Raw genomic sequence first — 16843 nt, forward strand, 5'->3', positions numbered from 1 at the left:
CGCCGACGACAGGAGGATGCCTTGGCGAGAACGAAAGAGACGCGTGCGAATGCCGCGCCCGGCGCCGGAACGATTTTCGCGTTGCGCGCCATCGGTCTCGTGCTCCTCGCCCGCTGGCTGTTTTCGATGTCGGAGATGAATCTGACGACATCGCTGTCGGCCATGGCGTCGTCGCCGTGGGCATGCATCAACCTCGTCTTCCTGTTCCTGCTGATCTTTTTGCCCGGCGCGCGCGCGGTTGCCGAGCGGCCGTTCCATCCGTTGCCGCAGTGGCTGCGGCAAACGCTGCGTCTGTTCGCCTTCCTCGGGTTGGTGTTCGCCATCTGGATCGTCAGTGCGTTCGCGGTCAGTGCCGGCTGGCGCCGCGCCGCGCAAACAGTGGCGGCGACGAACGGCTGGCTGCTGGCCGCGCCCGCGCTCTATGCGGCGGTTCTGTGGATCTGCCGGCCGCGCGCGCTGTGGCGCACCAACATTGCCGCGCGCCGTTTTGCAATCGGGCGCTATGCGGTCTCGCTCGATCCGCTGACGCGGACCGTGAGCGTGTGGGCCGAGCGTCGCAAGGTGGGGCAGTACGACGCCCGCGAGCTCTCGGTGCGTTGGGCGGACGCTCCAGGCACGCGGTCTGCGGCGCCGCCCACGCCGATGGTCGCGCTCCATGCCGCGGGCGACACGCTCGCCACGGCCGCGGCGCCGCGCTCGACCGGTGCGCCGTCGCTTGCCCGTGCCGCATTCGGGCGGCGTCCGAAGATCGAGTTGCTATGGGATTCGCCGGCTGCGGCGGGCCACAACAGGCAGACGGTATTTCGCGCCGCGTTGACGACCGAAGGCGACCGCGTGGCGGCACGCGCGCTCGACAGCACCTTGCGGCAAGCGTGAGCGCTGTGTGCAGTCGGTCACACGCTGCGACTGGCGAGCGCGTTGTAAAGTAAGCCCTGGCCGATAATGAAATGAAGATGCCGCCCGCGCCGGATGGCGGGCGAGTGATAACAATCGATGTGCCGTGTCGTTTGCAGGAGTCGCTATGCTGGTTCGCTGGTTACTTGCCGCTCTTCATCTGCTCGCCTATGGCTTTGCGCTTGCGTCGATCTTGCGGCGCACGTGGTCGCTGCGCCGCGCGGCGGTGCCGGCCGCGCTACGCTCGGTGTTCCGCGCCGACACGCGCTGGGGGCTGTCCGCGGCGGTGCTGGTCGCGACCGGACTGCTGCGGCTTTTCGGTCCTTACGAAAAGGGCGCCGACTACTATATCCACGAGCCGCTCTTTCACGTGAAGATGGCGCTGCTCGTCATCATCATCGTGCTGGAAGTGCCGTCGATGCTGGCCTTGATGCGCTGGCGCGCGTCGATCCGCAAGGGCGAGGCGCCGGACCTGCACCACGCGCGGCGTTATGCGCACCTGAGCGTGATTCAGACCGTCTTGCTGGTGCTGATGGTGTTCGCGGCGACGGGCATGGCGCGCGGCATCGGTTTGCCTTCCGGCGTGGTGTGACCGGCGGCGCGTCCGCGCAAAGCGCTTGCGGCGATACGCGCTTGCGCCCGACGCGTGCCCTCGCTGCCGTTCTTACTTGCCGACCAGCAAGCTCGAATCGTCGATTGCGGCGCTGCGCATGCGCCGCGTTTCGTGCGCGAGCGGCGCTTCGCCGAGACCCTTGATCAATTCCAGCGCCTGGCGTTCGAAAAGCCGCCGGTACACGCCGTTTTCGAGACCGATCAGCGTTTCGTGCGTGCCTTCCTCGATCACCTTGCCCTTGTCGAGCACGAGCAGGCGGTCGAGCGCGCGCACCGTCGACAGCCGGTGCGCCACGACGAGCGTCGTGCGGCCCACCATCAGCCGTTCCATAGCCTGCTGGATCAGGACTTCGCTTTCGCTGTCGAGGCTCGACGTGGCTTCGTCGAGGATCAGGATGCGGGCGTCCGCGAGAAATGCCCGCGCGATGGCCACCCGCTGACGCTCGCCGCCCGAGAGCTTGATGCCGCGCTCGCCGACCAGCGTCTCGTAACCGTGCGGCAGGGCGCTGATGAACTCGTGCGCATTGGCGAGCCGCGCGGCTCGCTCGATGTCGGCGCGGCTCGCGTCGGGACGCGCATACGCAATGTTCTCGGCGAGCGAGCGGTGAAACAGCACCGGCTCCTGCTGCACGGTGGCAATCTGGCTGCGCAGCGACGCCTGCTTCACCTGTGCGATGTCCTGACCGTCTATCGTGATGCGGCCTTCCGACACGTCGTAGAGACGCTGGATCAGCTTGATAAAGGTCGTTTTGCCCGAACCCGAATGGCCGACCAGCCCCACGCGTTCGCCCGGCGCAATGCGCACGCAGAAGTCGCGATAGAGCGGGGTGGCGTTCGCGCCATAGTGAAACGTGACGTGCTCGAAGCGGATCTCGCCTTTACCGATCGCAATGGGACCGGCGCCCGGCCGATCCTCGATGCCGAGCGGCTGCCGCTCGAGCGACACGAGTTCCTCCATGTCGTTGACCGAGCGCTGCAAGTTGCGGATATGCATGCCGACCTCGCGCAGATAGCCTTGCAGCATGAAGAACATCGTCAATGCAAAGGTGATGTCGCCCACGCTCGCCTCGCCGCGCAGCCACAGCACCAGCGCGGTGCCGAGAATGGCAGTCTGGATCGCCACCAGCATCGCGCCCTGCACGCCGCCGTTGATCGTGCCGCGGGTCCACGTGCGGCGCGTGCGCTCGCGCCACTTGGCGATCACGCGCGCAAGCAGCAGCTCTTCGCGCGCTTCCGCGCCGAAGGCCTTGACCACGCCGTTGCAGCTCACTGCGTCCGCGAGCGCGCCGCCCATGCGCGTATCCCACGCATTGGCGAGGCGCGCGGCGGGCGCCACGTAGCCGAGCGACAGCGCGACCGTCACGGCGATGTAGACCAGCGAGCCGACGCCGACCACCGCGCCCATCATCGGCCAGCGCCAGCCGAGCAGGAGCGTCGCGCCCACCAGCATGATCAGCGACGGAAAGAGCGCGATCAGCAGCGTGTCGTTCAGCAGGTCGAGCGCCCACATGCCGCGCGTGATCTTGCGTACCGTCGAACCGGCGAAGCTGTTCGCATGCCAGTCGGTCGAAAACCGTTGCACGCGATGAAACGCGTTGGCGGCGATCTCGCTCATCATCTTGAGCGTCAGCTTGATGATGTTGAAGTACATGCCCTGGCGCAGCAGCGTCGCGCCGAGTCCCAGCGCGCCGAGCACGCCGAACGCCGTGATGGCCGCGTGCCAGGCGCTGCCGCGCGCGGCCGGGCCGGACGCGATGGCGTCGACGAGACGGCCGGCGAACATCGGCGTGAGCACGTCCGCCACGGCGGAGAGCATGACGAGCGCAGCAATGACGACGATCCGCCACGGCTGTTGCGCCCAGTGATGGAAGGTGAAGCCGAGGACATCCTTGAAGGCCTGCCCGCGAAAGTCGAGTTTTTTTCCGGTCATGTGTGACAACCCGGGTGCGCGTGACGCAGCGGGGTTCCAGTCAAAAGCAGAATGAAGAGACAGTCGACCGTGCCGCTGAACGGCAATGCGGCGGCGGGCAATAGGCCTGCGTACCGAGCGGTGGACTGACTGTCTGGAATTGCGTGGAGCGCCTTGTCGGGCTGCTCCGCGAAGGGCAACGGCTTACTGACGGATCAGCGACCGCGGGCCACGAGAGAGCGACGAAGTAACGCGTCGCGGGACTATGTCAGGGACAGCCATATGCACTGCGAACATGTGACGCCTCCCTGTAGTCGATGAGGTGGAGAAAGTTGACGGAGCGAATGCCCGAGAACCGACTATATCAGCATGGCTGACTGCCGCAAACGACGAGGTTTCGGTGTTGACCGCACTTGCGCTTGCAGAGCCAGAGCACACAAAGCAAAAAAGACAAAACGGAAAAAGGGCTTACGCATTGCTGCGTAAGCCCTTTGTCTTCGGTGATCGACACACCAAGAATCTGGTGGGTAGTACTGGGATCGAACCAGTGACCCCTGCCGTGTGAAGGCAGTGCTCTACCGCTGAGCTAACCACCCGAAGAGATAGAGATTATGTCAGGGATTTCCTGACTCGTCCAGCACTTTTTAAGCAGCCTGCTCATCCGACACGGGCGCAGGTTCCAGACGCCACACGCTCGTGCCTTTGATCGCCTTGTCCAGGCCGTCGAGCACCGCCTGATGCGCGGCCAGTTCCTCGTCGCTGGCTGCGATCACCACGAGGTCGAGCGAGTCCAGCGCGACGCGCGGCGCATGCGCTTCGCCGCCGGCATGCGATTCCCCCAGCATGTCGATGACGAGGCTTTCCTGGCCGCGCGTCATCGCGAGATACACCTCGGCGAGCAGTTCGGAGTCGAGCAGCGCGCCGTGCAGCGTGCGGTGGGCATTGCTGATGCCGAAGCGATCGCACAGCGCGTCGAGCGAATTGCGCTTGCCGGGGAACATCTGCTTGGCGCGCGCGAGCGTGTCGATGATCTCGCCGCAATGCGTGCTCACCGGCGGCAACCCGAGCAGCGCGAATTCGGCATCCAGGAAGCCGATGTCGAACGGCGCGTTGTGAATGATCAGGTCCGCGCCCTGAATGAAATCGCGAAACTCGTCGGCTATTTCCGCGAACTTCGGCTTGTCGCTGAGGAACTCGGTGGTCAGGCCGTGGACCGCCAGCGCGCCCGGATCGCTGTCGCGCTCCGGATTGATATAGAAGTGCAGGTTGTTGCCGGTGAGGCGGCGGTTCACCAGTTCGACGCAGCCGACTTCGATGATGCGGTCGCCCGTGCGCGCATTGAGGCCGGTCGTTTCAGTATCGAGAATGAGTTGACGCATGTCGGATTAGCTTTGCCTGAAAAGTTGCAGCCGGAAATCAGCACAGAAAAATGCCGAGGACGACGCGGTACATGGCGCAGAGAAAAGAGCGCAGGTAAAGCGCCCGGGCGTCATAGTTCCGCGAGCGACGCCACGCCGCGGTTGGCGAGCTGATCGGCGCGCTCGTTTTCCGGGTGGCCGTTGTGCCCTCGCACCCAGCGCCATTGCACCTCATGCTGGGCGACGAGCGCATCGAGCCGCTTCCACAAATCCGCATTTTTCACAGGCTGCTTCGCGGCCGTGACCCAGCCTTTCTTCTTCCAGCCGTGAATCCATTCGCTGATGCCTTTCTGCACATACTGCGAGTCGGTGTGGACGACGACCTGGCATGGGCGCTTCAATGCTTCGAGCGCGGAGATCACGCCCATCAGCTCCATGCGGTTGTTGGTCGTATTCGCTTCGCCGCCGAACAGCTCTTTTTCCTGATCGCCGAAGCGCAAAAGGGCGCCCCAGCCGCCGGGGCCCGGGTTGCCCTTGCAGGCGCCGTCGGTATAAATGTCGATGATGTTCGCTGTCATTGAGTGTGGTTGCGTGTGTTCGGTGTGGCGGCGGGCGCGAGGCCGGCGGCGAGGACGGGTTTTTTGACCTTCAGCGGCCCGACGAGGCGCATGCCGCGCACGCGCTTGATCGCCTTGATCATGTAGGTCGCGCCGAAGATCGGCCACCAGCGGTCGCCGGCGGCTTCCATGAAACCGTAGCGCGAGAGCCACTGGTCGCTGTCGAGCGGCGGACGATAGCAGCCGAAGCGCCCACGTTCAAGATCGAAGCCGAGCAGCTTGATCCAGTCTTTCAGGCGCGTGAAGGCGATCAGGTCGACGGCGGCTGGCACGAACGGCCGCCCGGTCATCTTGCCGACCGATTGCCGGGCGCCCCATAGCGACAGCGAGTTGAAGCCGAGAATGATCAACTGACCCTCCGGCATCAGCACGCGCTCGGCCTCGCGCAGCAGGCGGTGCGGGTCGCTCGTGAATTCGAGCGTATGCGGCATCACGAGCAGATCGACGCTTTGGGCTTCGAAAGGCAAATCCAGCAAGTCGCACCAGACGGCGCTGCGCCCGCCGGGCGCGGGCAGCGGCGCGTAGCCGCCGGGCGCCGGCCCCGCGTGCATGCCGTTGCCCGCTCCGTTCCCGCCATGGCCGCCGTGCGGGCCTGCGCGCGGAAAACTGTAGGGTGCGCTCGCGCCGCTGGCGGCGTCGAGCACCAGCCCGCGGCAGGGCATGCGGTTTTCGCGCAAGGCGTCGAGCTGCGGCAGGCCGAGCTGCAGTGCGTGGTAGCCGAACACGTCGGAGACCACCCGGTCGAGCTGGGTTTGTTCCCACTCAAGCACGTAGCGGCCAGGCGGCGAATCCGTCCAGGCGGGCCAGTCTATAATCGCTCGATCAGTCATATCAAAAATGCGTCGCCTATGAATGCGCTCGAGTACGTACCGGTCCCGGCGTTTGAAGACAATTACATCTGGGTCGTTTCCGACGGGCACCATGCGGTCGTCGTCGATCCGGGCGAAGCCGCTCCTGTTCGCGCCTGTCTGGCCAAACGCGGGTGGCGGCTGAGCGCTATTTTACTCACGCACCATCATCAAGACCACGTCGGCGGGGTGGCCGATCTGCTGAAAGGCCAGGCCGTTCCCGTCTACGGCCCCGCCGGCGAAGCGATTGCGCATGTCACGCAGCGTCTTAAAAACGGCGATCGGGTGACGATTGCGAAGCCCGCACTGGAATTCAGCGTGCTCGACGTGCCGGGGCACACGAGCGGCCACATTGCGTATTTCCAGGCCGCGGATCCCGGCGGCACGCCTCACGTGTTTTGCGGCGACACGCTTTTCGCCTGCGGATGCGGGCGGCTCTTCGAAGGCACGCCGGCCCAGATGCTCGCGTCGCTCGACGCGCTTGCCGCGCTGCCCGGCGCGACGCAGGTTCACTGCGCGCACGAATACACGCTCTCCAATATTCGATTCGCGCTCGCCTGCGAGCCGGGCAACGTGGAGCTGCAGGCTTGGCGCGACAAGGCGAGCGAGCTGCGGGCGCGCAATCAGCCGACCCTGCCGACCACCATTGCCCACGAGCGCGCGGTGAATCCTTTCCTGCGCTCCGACAGTCCCGCCGTCCACGCCACGCTGCAAGAGCAGTTGCACGAGAAAATTTTCGACCGGCTGACGGCGTTCACCTTGATGCGCGAATGGAAGAACCGCTTCAGGTGACCGGGTCGGCCTCGGGGTTTTCCTCAAGCGAAGAATCGGAAGAATTCGCCAAGCCCTAGATTTGCTTGATTTTTTTGTCAATTTCCGATTGACGTAGACGTTGCGGTTTCGTACTATCGGCTGCAAATTCCAGCCCTTGTGGAAGCCGAGACGTTCATGAGATTTATCTTTAGTGCGTTGCTGGTCCTGACGCTCGCCGCCTGCGCGAGCCAGGGACCAACAACGGTCAGCCCCACCACCGCAACAAATCCCGCCAGCCAGCAAGACGTAGCCGACGCACTTCGCAAGACAGCCACCGCCAAGCAAACTATTAACGTCGACCAGGGCTCCGTCACGCAACTGACGAGCGCGGACGCCGATCTGTGGGGCCGTATTCGCCGCGGTTTCCAGATGCCCGACTTGCAGACCGACCTCGTCGACATGCAGGTCAACTGGTACGCGCAGCGCCCCGACTACGTGCAGCGCATGACCGAGCGCTCGCAGAAGTACCTGTATCACATCGTCGAGGAGCTCGAGGCGCGCCATATGCCGACCGAGCTCGCGTTGCTGCCGTTTATCGAGTCGGCGTACAGCCCGCAGGCGTTGTCGGTGGCGAAGGCGGCCGGCATGTGGCAGTTCATGCCGGGCACGGGCCGCACCTACAACCTCAAGCAGAACATGTGGCAGGACGAGCGCCGCGACGTGCTGGCGTCCACCAGCGCCGCGCTCGACTATCTGTCCCGCCTGCACGACATGTTCGGCGACTGGCAGCTTGCGCTCGCCGCCTACAACTGGGGTGAGGGCAACGTGCAGCGCGCCATCGCGCGCAATGAAGCGGCGGGCTTGCCCACCGACTACCTGAGCTTGCGCATGCCGAACGAAACGCGCAACTATGTGCCGAAGCTCCAGGCGGTCAAGAACATCGTGATGAACCCGCAAATGTACGGGCTCACGCTGCCGTCCATTCCGAATCACCCGTATTTCGTGACGGTGACCACGTCGCACGACATCGACGTGGACATGGCCGCCAAACTGGCCAATATGTCGCTCGACGAATTCCGCTCGCTGAATCCGTCGTTCAGGAAGCCGGTCATTCTCGGCGCCACGCAGCCGCAGATTCTCCTGCCGTTCGACAATGCGAGCGCGTTCGAGCGCAATCTGAAAACCTATTCCGGTTCGCTGTCGTCGTGGACCACGTACACGGTCACGGAGCGCTCGGCGCCGGCGGCCATCGCGCAAAAAATCGGCGTCGACGCCGACACGCTGATGGAAGTGAACAAGATTCCGGTCGGTATGCGTCTAAAGCCGGGCTCCACTATCGTCGTGCCGCGCGGTTCGGACGACGACGAGGACATCAGCGCGGACGTTGCAGAAAGCGCCGTGCTCGCGATGGAGCCCGACGTCCCCGACACGCGCAAGATGCTGATCCGCGTGCGCCGCAATCAGTCGATGGCGGCTATCGCGCTGCGTTACGGCGTGTCCGTCGGCCAGTTGAAGGCCTGGAACCGCACGCATCGCGACAGCGTGTCGCGCGGCCAGGTGGTGGTGCTGCATGTGCCGGTCGGCAAGGCTGTTCCGAGCGAGCCGGGGCCGGAGCGTATCGCGACCGACGTCGAGGGCGGCGGTGTCCAGAAGATCGGCACGCACGTCAGCGGCTCGAAGCGCGAATCGCGCGGCGACACCAGGAAGGGCCGGGGCCATTCCGCTGTCGTGAAGGTGTCGGAGCCGGTGACGAAGGCCGGTAAAGCGAAAGCGTCCGCGGCGCCTGCCGGCAAGGTGACGAAGGTGTCGGCCTCGACCTCCAGCAAGACAACGAAGAGCGCGGCCAGCACCAAAAAGAGCAAGTAAGCCGGATGTTTGGATACGCCGCGGCGGCGGTTGAAGTGCCGGTCCGCGCAGAAGCCTCCGCACTCCCGGATTTTTCGACGCCGTCACCCTGTGGTGACGGCGTTTTTCATTTGGGGCGCACCTAAGCTGTCACCCGGCGGCACGCCGCGCCGCTTGCCGAGCCACGGTGTAAGAGCCTGTCGGGCGATTCGCATGAGCCCGAGTGGCGGCCGGGCGCTATCCCGAATCGCCTCTCGCGGATGTGGTCTGCCCCAGCGCTAGCCGCCTCCAATAAGGCTTTCGCCGGCTCCATGCGCGCCTCCACGCGCGCGCCCGGCCATCTCACATTTGGAGAGAAGGGCAGTTTCAGGCTATAATTTCAAGGTTTGAGCTTATCAACCCGCACCCTAGCGCCTACCTCTCCCATACCGTTCATCCGCCGCGCGCCACAGGCGTCGCAAGAAGGGCCCGCACCTTGCCGATCCGTCCACACAATGGACCCATCGCGCCCCTTGCAACGTCAACGGCAGTACGCGAGCGAGTCTGCGCGCGCATCGCACGATGCTGTCCGCTGCGGCTCGCAAACCGGATAGGCAGGTCGGCAACAGGGTGTTCCCCCAAGGAGTCTCCCGTGTTGCCGTCATTTTCTCCCGCTCTGCTCGCGCTCGCCGACGGCACGGTCTTTCGTGGTTATTCGATCGGCGCCCCCGGGCATACCATCGGCGAAGTCGTGTTCAACACGGCTATCACCGGCTATCAGGAAATCCTGACTGACCCGAGCTACGCGCGCCAGATCGTGACCCTCACGTATCCGCATATCGGCAACGTCGGCGTGAACGCCGAAGACGTCGAAGCGACGAAAGTCCATGCCGCCGGGCTGATCATTCGCGACTTGCCGGTCCTCGCGTCGAACTTCCGCATGGAGCGCACGCTCAGCCAGTATCTGCAGGACGAAGGCGTGGTGGCCATCGCCGGCCTCGATACCCGTAAGCTGACTCGCGTGCTGCGCGACAAGGGCGCGCAGAACGGCGCAATCCTCGCCGGTTCCGACGACGAAGCGAAGGCCGTCGAACTCGCGCGCTCGTTCCCGGGCCTCGCGGGCATGGACCTCGCCAAGGTCGTGTCGACGAAGGAACGCTACGAATGGACGCAGACAGAATGGCGTCTGGGTGAGGGCTACGGCAAGCAGAACGCGCCGAAGTACCGTGTCGTCGCGTTCGATTACGGCGTCAAGTACAACATTCTGCGCATGCTGGCCGAGCGCGGCTGCCACGTCACCGTGCTGCCGGCGCAGGCGAGCGCGGCGGACGCGCTCGCGCTCAACCCGGACGGCATTTTCCTGTCGAACGGCCCGGGCGACCCGGAGCCGTGCGACTACGCGATTCAGGCCACGAAAGAGCTGATCGAGCGCGGCATCCCGACCTTCGGCATCTGCCTCGGCCATCAGATCATGGGTCTCGCGCTCGGCGCGAAAACCGTCAAGATGAAGACGGGCCATCACGGCGCGAACCATCCGGTGAAAGATCTGGAAGACGGCCGCGTGGTCATCACGTCGCAAAACCACGGCTTCGCGGTGGATGCCGCCACGCTGCCCGCCAACGCGCGCGTGACGCACGTGTCGCTCTTCGACGGCACGCTGCAAGGCTTCGCGCTCTCCGACAAGCCGGCATTCTGCTTCCAGGGCCATCCGGAAGCGTCGCCGGGTCCGCACGACATCGCGTATCTGTTCGACCGCTTTACCGCGTTGATGGACGCGAAAAAGGCCGGCAAGACCGAGGCCGGCAAGACTGCGGCGGCATAAGCAGGAGCCCGGCGAAGAGCGGCGAAAGGCACAGCGCGCACCCGCACAGGCGGCGCGCGTCGACGGAAAGAATGGCAAACAAGTTGCGTGGACCGGGAGTAAGGCGCTGAAGCGCCAACTCCGGTCGACACAGGAATAAATTAGCGAGAGCGTTATGCCCAAGCGGACAGACATCAAGAGCATTCTCATTATCGGCGCGGGTCCGATCATCATCGGCCAGGCGTGCGAGTTCGATTACTCGGGCGCGCAGGCTTGCAAGGCGCTGCGTGAGGAAGGCTACAAGGTCATTCTCGTCAACAGCAATCCGGCGACGATCATGACCGACCCCAACACGGCCGACGTTACCTACATCGAGCCGATCACGTGGGAAGTGGTCGAGCGCATCATCGCGAAGGAGCGCCCCGACGCGATCCTGCCGACCATGGGCGGCCAGACGGCGCTGAACTGCGCGCTCGACCTGCACGCGCACGGCGTGCTGGACAAGTACAAGGTCGAGCTGATCGGCGCGTCGCCGGAAGCCATCGACAAGGCGGAAGACCGCCAGAAGTTCAAGGACGCGATGACGAAGATCGGCCTCGGTTCGGCCAAGTCGGGCACCGCGCATTCCATGGAAGAAGCGCTGCAGGTCCACGCGCGCATCGCGGCGGAAACCGGCTCCGGCGGCTATCCGGTCGTGATCCGTCCGTCGTTCACGCTGGGCGGATCGGGCGGCGGCATTGCCTACAACCGCGAAGAGTTCGAGGAAATCTGCAAGCGCGGCCTGGATCTGTCGCCCACCCGCGAGCTGCTGATCGAAGAATCGCTGCTCGGCTGGAAAGAGTATGAGATGGAAGTGGTCCGCGATAAAAAGGACAACTGCATCATCGTCTGCTCGATCGAAAACCTGGACCCGATGGGCATCCACACCGGCGACTCGATCACCGTCGCGCCGGCTCAAACGCTCACCGACAAGGAATATCAGGTGCTGCGTAACGCGTCGCTCGCGGTGCTGCGCGAAATCGGCGTGGACACCGGCGGCTCGAACGTGCAGTTCTCGATCAATCCGAAAGACGGCCGGATGATCGTGATCGAAATGAATCCGCGCGTGTCGCGCTCGTCGGCGCTGGCGTCGAAGGCCACCGGCTTCCCGATCGCCAAGGTCGCCGCCAAGCTGGCTGTCGGCTATACGCTCGACGAGCTGAAGAACGAAATCACCGGCGGCCAGACGCCGGCCTCGTTCGAACCGACTATCGACTACGTCGTCACGAAGATTCCGCGCTTCGCGTTCGAGAAATTCCGCGAAGCCGATTCGCGCCTGACCACGCAGATGAAGTCGGTCGGCGAAGTCATGGCCATCGGCCGCACCTTCCAGGAGTCGTTCCAGAAGGCGCTGCGCGGCCTCGAAGTCGGCGTGGATGGTCTGGACGAAAAGACCACGAATCGCGACGAGATCATTCGCGAGATCGGCGAAGCGGGCCCGGACCGCATCTGGTACGTGGGCGACGCGTTTCGTATCGGCATGACGGCGCAAGAGATCTTCGAAGAGACGTCGATCGACCCGTGGTTCCTCGCGCAGATCGAACAGATCGTGCTGAAGGAAAAGGCGCTGGCGGGCCGTACGCTGGCCAGCCTCTCGAAAGAAGAGCTCAAGTATCTGAAGCAAAGCGGCTTTTCCGATCGCCGTCTCGCGAAGCTCCTCGGCGCGAAGCCGGCGGACGTACGTGCACGCCGCATCGAGCTGAACGTGCGCCCGGTGTACAAGCGCGTGGATACCTGCGCGGCGGAATTCGCCACCAAAACCGCGTATATGTACTCGACCTACGAGGAAGAGTGCGAAGCGAATCCGACCAGCAACAAAAAGATCATGGTGCTGGGCGGCGGTCCGAACCGGATCGGCCAGGGCATCGAGTTCGACTACTGCTGCGTGCACGCCGCGCTCGCCATGCGCGAAGACGGCTACGAAACGATCATGGTCAACTGCAACCCTGAAACCGTTTCGACCGACTACGACACGTCCGACCGCCTGTACTTCGAATCGCTCACGCTCGAAGACGTGCTCGAAATCGTCGACAAGGAAAAGCCGGTCGGCGTGATCGTGCAATACGGCGGCCAGACGCCGCTGAAGCTCGCGCTCGATCTCGAGGCGAACGGCGTGCCGATCGTCGGCACGTCGCCGGACATGATCGACGCGGCAGAAGACCGCGAGCGCTTCCAGAAGCTGCTGCAGGACCTCGGCCTGCGTCAGCCGCCCAACCGCACGGCGCGCGCCGAAGACGAAGCGCTCAAGCTCGCCGACGAAATCGGCTATCCGCTTGTCGTGCGTCCGTCGTACGTGCTGGGCGGCCGCGCCATGGAAATCGTCCACGAGCCGCGCGATCTGGAGCGCTACATGCGCGAGGCCGTGAAGGTGTCGAACGATTCGCCGGTGCTGCTCGACCGCTTCCTGAACGACGCGATCGAATGCGACGTGGACTGCATTTCCGACGGCGACGCGGTGTTCATCGGCGGCGTGATGGAGCACATCGAACAGGCGGGCGTGCATTCGGGCGACTCGGCTTGCTCGCTGCCGCCGTACTCGCTGTCGAAGGAGACCGTGGCCGAACTGAAGCGTCAGACGGGTGCAATGGCGAAGGCACTGAACGTGGTGGGCCTGATGAACGTGCAGTTCGCGATCCAGCAGGTTCCGCAGGCGGACGGTTCGAAAGAAGACATCATCTACGTGCTCGAAGTGAATCCGCGTGCGTCGCGCACGGTGCCGTACGTGTCGAAGGCGACGAGCCTGCCGCTCGCCAAGATCGCCGCGCGCGCCATGGTCGGCCAGAAGCTTGCCCAGCAAGGCGTGACGAAGGAAATCGAGCCGCCGTATTTCAGCGTGAAGGAAGCGGTGTTCCCGTTCGTCAAGTTCCCGGCAGTCGATCCGGTGCTCGGACCCGAAATGCGTTCCACCGGCGAAGTGATGGGCGTGGGCCGCACGTTCGGCGAGGCGCTCTTCAAGTCGCAACTCGCGGCGGGTTCGCGCCTGCCGGAGTCGGGCACGGTGCTCTTGACCGTGATGGACGCCGACAAGCCGAAGGCCGTCGAAGTCGCACGCATGCTGCACGAGCTCGGCTATCCGATCGTGGCGACCAAAGGCACGGCTGCCGCGATCGAAGCGGCCGGCGTACCGGTGAAGGTGGTCAACAAGGTGAAGGACGGCCGTCCGCACATCGTCGACATGATCAAGAACGGCGAGATTGCGCTGGTTTTCACGACCGTCGACGAAACCCGTGCCGCCATTGCCGATTCGCGCTCGATCCGCATGAGCGCGCAGGCGAACAAGGTCACGTACTACACGACCATGTCGGGCGCGCGCGCGGCGGTCGAGGGCCTGCGCTACCTGAAGGACCTGGAAGTCTATGATTTACAAGGCTTGCACGCTCGCCTAAACTAAGGCTTCAAATACCTGTCCAGGATGTAAGTGCCGCGGTTAAGCGGCGTTTCGCAGGTGCTGTGGTCGGGGTTTTCCCCCGGCCGCCGGCTCCCGCGAAATGCACTTAACCGCGGTGATTTTTTTTACGGCCGTTTTTCGTTCCACAGCGCCCGCTTCTGCCGCTTTTGCGCCAGATCCCGAATAGGGCTACGAAAACTGGAAGCGGCCCGGCGTTTTCTCGAGAGTTGTTTATGAGCACTATTCCATTGACCAAGCGCGGCGCAGACATGCTGCGCGACGAATTGCAGCGACTCAAATCGGTCGAGCGTCCCGCCGTGATCAACTCGATTGCGGAAGCGCGCGCGCAGGGCGATTTGTCCGAAAACGCGGAATACGATGCCGCGAAAGAAAAACAGGGCTTTATCGAAGGCCGCATTGCCGAAATCGAATCGAAGCTGGCGGGCGCGCAGGTGATCGACCCGTCGCAAGTAGAGGCTGACGGCCGCGTGGTGTTCGGCGCAACAGTCGAACTGGAAGACCTGGAGTCGGGCGCGTCGGTCAAATATCAGATTGTCGGCGACGACGAAGCGGACATCGACCATGGTCTGATCTCCATCAGCTCGCCGATCGCGCGCGCGCTGATCGGCAAATCGGAAGGCGACGTGGCGTCGGTGCAGGCGCCGGGCGGCGTGCGCGAGTACGAAATCATCGCGGTCAGCTACGTTTGAAGGCGGCTCCGGTGTCTCTGATGCCGCATCGAATTTTTCGTCTCTTGACGGTCGTGTGGGTCGGCAGTCTGCTGACCATTGGCTATGCCGTTGCGCCGGTGCTGTTCAGTTCGCTCGACCGGACGACGGCAGGCGCGGTGGCGGCTCAGTTGTTTCGCATAGAAGGCGTGCTGGGCGCCGTCTGCGGCATTTTGCTGCTGGGTCTCGCCAACGTGATGGTCCGGCGCGGCGGCAATGCCTATCGGCGTTTGCGCTGGCTCGTGGCCGGCATGCTGATCTGCGTGCTCGTCGGGTACTTCGCGTTGCAGCCGTTCATGAACGCGATGCGCGTCGCGGCACTTGAAGCGGGCACGGACCTCGCGCATTCCGCCTATGCAGCGCGCTTTGGCATGCTGCACGGTGTGTCCAGCGTGTTTTATCTGATCGAAAGCCTGCTCGGCATTGCGCTCGTGTGGAAGCTGCCCGTGGACAGCGGAGCCGGCGCCGCGCGGCAGGGCGCGCGCGACGTTCCCGGAGAGGCGGCGGGCTAGGGAAGCGGAAACCGCTCAACGCGAGCCGCCCACAAGCCACGGCGCGGCCCGGGCGCGGATCTCGCCGCACCTTGGCCGGCCGGCTTACTTCGATTGATGCGCGCGCTTCGTGCTGGTCTGGCGCTTCTTCGCGCGCTTGATGTTCCCGCCTTGCGTGACGCGCTCGTTGCCGCGCACCAGCACCGCCTTCGCCTTGGGCTTGCGCATGGGCACTTCGCTCGGCTTCACGACCTTGACGACACGTGGCGCGCGGCCCTTGCCGGGTTTGGCTTCGACCGCGGCTTCGCGCGCGCTCGGCAGGGTGCCGCGTTTGGCTTTCGCCGCGGGCTGGGCGGCCGCTTCCGGCTTCCAGATGACGAGCAGCTTGCCGATATGCTGGATCGGCGCGGCGTTCAGCGTGTCGCAGATCTGTTCGTAAATCGCGATCCGTTCCTCGCGTTCGTCGCCGAATACGCGGATCTTGATGAGCTGATGAGCGGCGAGGTGAACCTTGATCTCGGCGAGCACGGCGTCAGTCAAGCCTTCCGCGCCGATGAGCACGACCGGTTTGAGCGCATGTGCCTGGGAGCGCAACTCGGCGCGTTGGTCGGAGGAGACTTTGAGGGCGGGCATGTGAAGTGGGAGACTCGACTAAAATGGCGGCACCTGCGTTCCCCATCCCGTCTTTCGACGCGGTGGAGCGGAACACGATTGGGACACTGCGGCAGGCGGCGCGCAAGGACAACAGAATCGCGGATAACAGCCGGTTTTCTGGCGGTCGCCGCGCGAATTAACCGCGTATTATCCGCTAAAGCGTGACATGACGCAGCAAGAGTTCAACGTTTAATGGCAAAAAACAAGTTCAATACGGCGTGGCTGCATGACCACATCAACGATCCGTACGTGAAAATGGCGCAGCGGGAAGGCTATCGCGCCCGCGCCGCCTATAAGCTGAAGGAAATCGACGAGCAGGACAAGCTCATCCGGCCGGGGCAGGTGATCGTGGATCTCGGGTCGTCGCCGGGCAGCTGGAGCCAGTACGCGCGCAACAAGCTCGCCAAAGGCGCGCAGCGCGACGCGGAGCGCGAGGGCGGCATCGACGGCACGATCATCGCGCTCGACATCCTGCCGATGGAGCCCGTCGCCGACGTCCACTTCATTCAGGGCGACTTCCGCGAAGACTCCGTGCTGGTTCAGCTGGAAGAATTAGTCGGCGAGCGGCAAGTCGATCTTGTAATTTCGGATATGGCGCCCAACCTGTCGGGAGTGGCGGTGGCGGATGCGGCGCGAATCGAGCATTTGTGTGATCTCGCGCTGGAATTCTCGCAAAATCACCTGAAACCGGATGGAGCCCTTTTAGTCAAATGCTTTCACGGCAGCGGTTACAGCCAGATTGTCGAAAAGTTCAAGCGCCAGTTCAAGGTGGTGGCTGCCCGCAAGCCCAAGGCTTCGCGGGACAAGTCGTCAGAAACGTTTATTTTGGGTAAGCATCTGAAGAAGCCCGTCTAGGGCGTCCCGCGCAGCCCCCGCCATGCTATTTCTGTGGTAGCGAAACCTTATGGCAGGGGTCTGCGGACTGGA

14 protein-coding genes and 1 tRNA gene are annotated in these 16843 nt (G+C 64.0%); 9 read left to right on the forward strand and 6 right to left on the reverse strand.

Annotated elements, in window-relative coordinates; translation table 11 throughout:
* Positions 1–21 precede the first annotated feature (21 nt).
* Both HV711_RS22695 and HV711_RS22700 read left to right on the forward strand, forming a co-directional pair.
* Complete coding sequence (locus HV711_RS22695) at positions 22–876, forward strand: hypothetical protein (RefSeq protein WP_015003373.1); 855 nt, start codon at positions 22–24, stop codon at positions 874–876.
* Positions 877–1021: 145 nt separating this feature from the next.
* The gene (locus HV711_RS22700; protein ID WP_028363622.1) at positions 1022–1486 is read left to right on the forward strand and encodes a DUF2214 family protein; all 465 of its coding nucleotides are present in this window, start codon (positions 1022–1024) and stop codon (positions 1484–1486) included.
* A gap of 72 nt (positions 1487–1558) precedes the next feature.
* Here HV711_RS22700 and HV711_RS22705 read toward each other — a convergent pair whose 3' ends face one another.
* The 5 genes from HV711_RS22705 to HV711_RS22725 form a co-directional block, all read right to left on the reverse strand.
* Positions 1559–3436: an ABC transporter ATP-binding protein gene (locus HV711_RS22705; RefSeq protein WP_035482166.1), complete on the reverse strand. Its 1878-nt coding sequence runs from the start codon at positions 3434–3436 to the stop codon at positions 1559–1561.
* 500 nt (positions 3437–3936) lie between these two features.
* Positions 3937–4011: transfer RNA gene (locus HV711_RS22710), tRNA-Val, on the reverse strand.
* A gap of 48 nt (positions 4012–4059) precedes the next feature.
* A complete protein-coding gene (gene dnaQ / locus HV711_RS22715; protein WP_013589128.1) occupies positions 4060–4794 on the reverse strand; it encodes a DNA polymerase III subunit epsilon in 735 nt (244 codons plus the stop codon).
* Positions 4795–4904: 110 nt separating this feature from the next.
* Positions 4905–5351, reverse strand: coding sequence for a ribonuclease HI (rnhA, locus tag HV711_RS22720; RefSeq protein WP_013589127.1), 447 nt, complete (start codon positions 5349–5351; stop codon positions 4905–4907).
* Positions 5348–6220 carry a class I SAM-dependent methyltransferase gene (locus HV711_RS22725; RefSeq protein ID WP_013589126.1) on the reverse strand — a complete coding sequence of 291 codons (873 nt, stop codon included), beginning with the start codon at positions 6218–6220 and terminating at the stop codon, positions 5348–5350. The genes rnhA and HV711_RS22725 overlap by 4 nt, the downstream gene beginning before the upstream one ends.
* A gap of 18 nt (positions 6221–6238) precedes the next feature.
* Between HV711_RS22725 and gloB the strand changes: the two genes are divergently transcribed.
* The 6 genes from gloB to HV711_RS22755 all read left to right on the forward strand — a co-directional run bounded on the left by gloB (position 6239) and on the right by HV711_RS22755 (position 15283).
* On the forward strand, positions 6239–7030 hold the full coding sequence (gene gloB / locus HV711_RS22730; RefSeq protein WP_035482162.1) for a hydroxyacylglutathione hydrolase: 792 nt from the start codon (positions 6239–6241) through the stop codon (positions 7028–7030).
* A 156-nt stretch (positions 7031–7186) separates the two neighbouring features.
* Positions 7187–8857 carry a transglycosylase SLT domain-containing protein gene (locus HV711_RS22735; RefSeq protein WP_035482159.1) on the forward strand — a complete coding sequence of 557 codons (1671 nt, stop codon included), beginning with the start codon at positions 7187–7189 and terminating at the stop codon, positions 8855–8857.
* Between the two features lie 610 nt (positions 8858–9467).
* Complete coding sequence (gene carA / locus HV711_RS22740) at positions 9468–10637, forward strand: glutamine-hydrolyzing carbamoyl-phosphate synthase small subunit (protein ID WP_013589123.1); 1170 nt, start codon at positions 9468–9470, stop codon at positions 10635–10637.
* A gap of 154 nt (positions 10638–10791) precedes the next feature.
* Entirely contained in the window at positions 10792–14046 is a 3255-nt protein-coding gene (gene carB / locus HV711_RS22745; RefSeq protein WP_028363618.1) for a carbamoyl-phosphate synthase large subunit, read from the forward strand.
* A 230-nt stretch (positions 14047–14276) separates the two neighbouring features.
* Positions 14277–14753 carry a transcription elongation factor GreA gene (gene greA, locus HV711_RS22750; protein WP_013589121.1) on the forward strand — a complete coding sequence of 159 codons (477 nt, stop codon included), beginning with the start codon at positions 14277–14279 and terminating at the stop codon, positions 14751–14753.
* A 20-nt stretch (positions 14754–14773) separates the two neighbouring features.
* Positions 14774–15283, forward strand: a complete 510-nt coding sequence (locus HV711_RS22755; protein WP_013589120.1) for a DUF4149 domain-containing protein — start codon at positions 14774–14776, stop codon at positions 15281–15283.
* Between the two features lie 84 nt (positions 15284–15367).
* On the opposite strand, the gene HV711_RS22760 is transcribed toward HV711_RS22755, so the two are convergent.
* Positions 15368–15895, reverse strand: coding sequence for a YhbY family RNA-binding protein (locus tag HV711_RS22760; protein WP_013589119.1), 528 nt, complete (start codon positions 15893–15895; stop codon positions 15368–15370).
* A 213-nt stretch (positions 15896–16108) separates the two neighbouring features.
* Between HV711_RS22760 and HV711_RS22765 the strand changes: the two genes are divergently transcribed.
* Positions 16109–16771 carry an RlmE family RNA methyltransferase gene (locus HV711_RS22765; protein ID WP_035482157.1) on the forward strand — a complete coding sequence of 221 codons (663 nt, stop codon included), beginning with the start codon at positions 16109–16111 and terminating at the stop codon, positions 16769–16771.
* Positions 16772–16843 lie beyond the last annotated feature (72 nt).

The sequence above is a fragment of the Paraburkholderia phenoliruptrix genome, from assembly GCF_902859825.1.
GTDB classification, from domain to species: domain Bacteria; phylum Pseudomonadota; class Gammaproteobacteria; order Burkholderiales; family Burkholderiaceae; genus Paraburkholderia; species Paraburkholderia phenoliruptrix.

Coding starts and splice junctions, on each gene's coding strand:
- HV711_RS22700 (WP_028363622.1), top strand. CDS start 1,022: ATGCTGGTTCGCTGGTTACTTGCCGCTCTTCATCTGCTCGCCTATGGC.
- HV711_RS22705 (WP_035482166.1), bottom strand. CDS start 3,436: ATGACCGGAAAAAAACTCGACTTTCGCGGGCAGGCCTTCAAGGATGTC.
- dnaQ (WP_013589128.1), bottom strand. CDS start 4,794: ATGCGTCAACTCATTCTCGATACTGAAACGACCGGCCTCAATGCGCGC.
- rnhA (WP_013589127.1), bottom strand. CDS start 5,351: ATGACAGCGAACATCATCGACATTTATACCGACGGCGCCTGCAAGGGC.
- HV711_RS22725 (WP_013589126.1), bottom strand. CDS start 6,220: ATGACTGATCGAGCGATTATAGACTGGCCCGCCTGGACGGATTCGCCG.
- gloB (WP_035482162.1), top strand. CDS start 6,239: ATGAATGCGCTCGAGTACGTACCGGTCCCGGCGTTTGAAGACAATTAC.
- HV711_RS22735 (WP_035482159.1), top strand. CDS start 7,187: ATGAGATTTATCTTTAGTGCGTTGCTGGTCCTGACGCTCGCCGCCTGC.
- carB (WP_028363618.1), top strand. CDS start 10,792: ATGCCCAAGCGGACAGACATCAAGAGCATTCTCATTATCGGCGCGGGT.
- greA (WP_013589121.1), top strand. CDS start 14,277: ATGAGCACTATTCCATTGACCAAGCGCGGCGCAGACATGCTGCGCGAC.
- HV711_RS22755 (WP_013589120.1), top strand. CDS start 14,774: ATGCCGCATCGAATTTTTCGTCTCTTGACGGTCGTGTGGGTCGGCAGT.
- HV711_RS22760 (WP_013589119.1), bottom strand. CDS start 15,895: ATGCCCGCCCTCAAAGTCTCCTCCGACCAACGCGCCGAGTTGCGCTCC.
- HV711_RS22765 (WP_035482157.1), top strand. CDS start 16,109: ATGGCAAAAAACAAGTTCAATACGGCGTGGCTGCATGACCACATCAAC.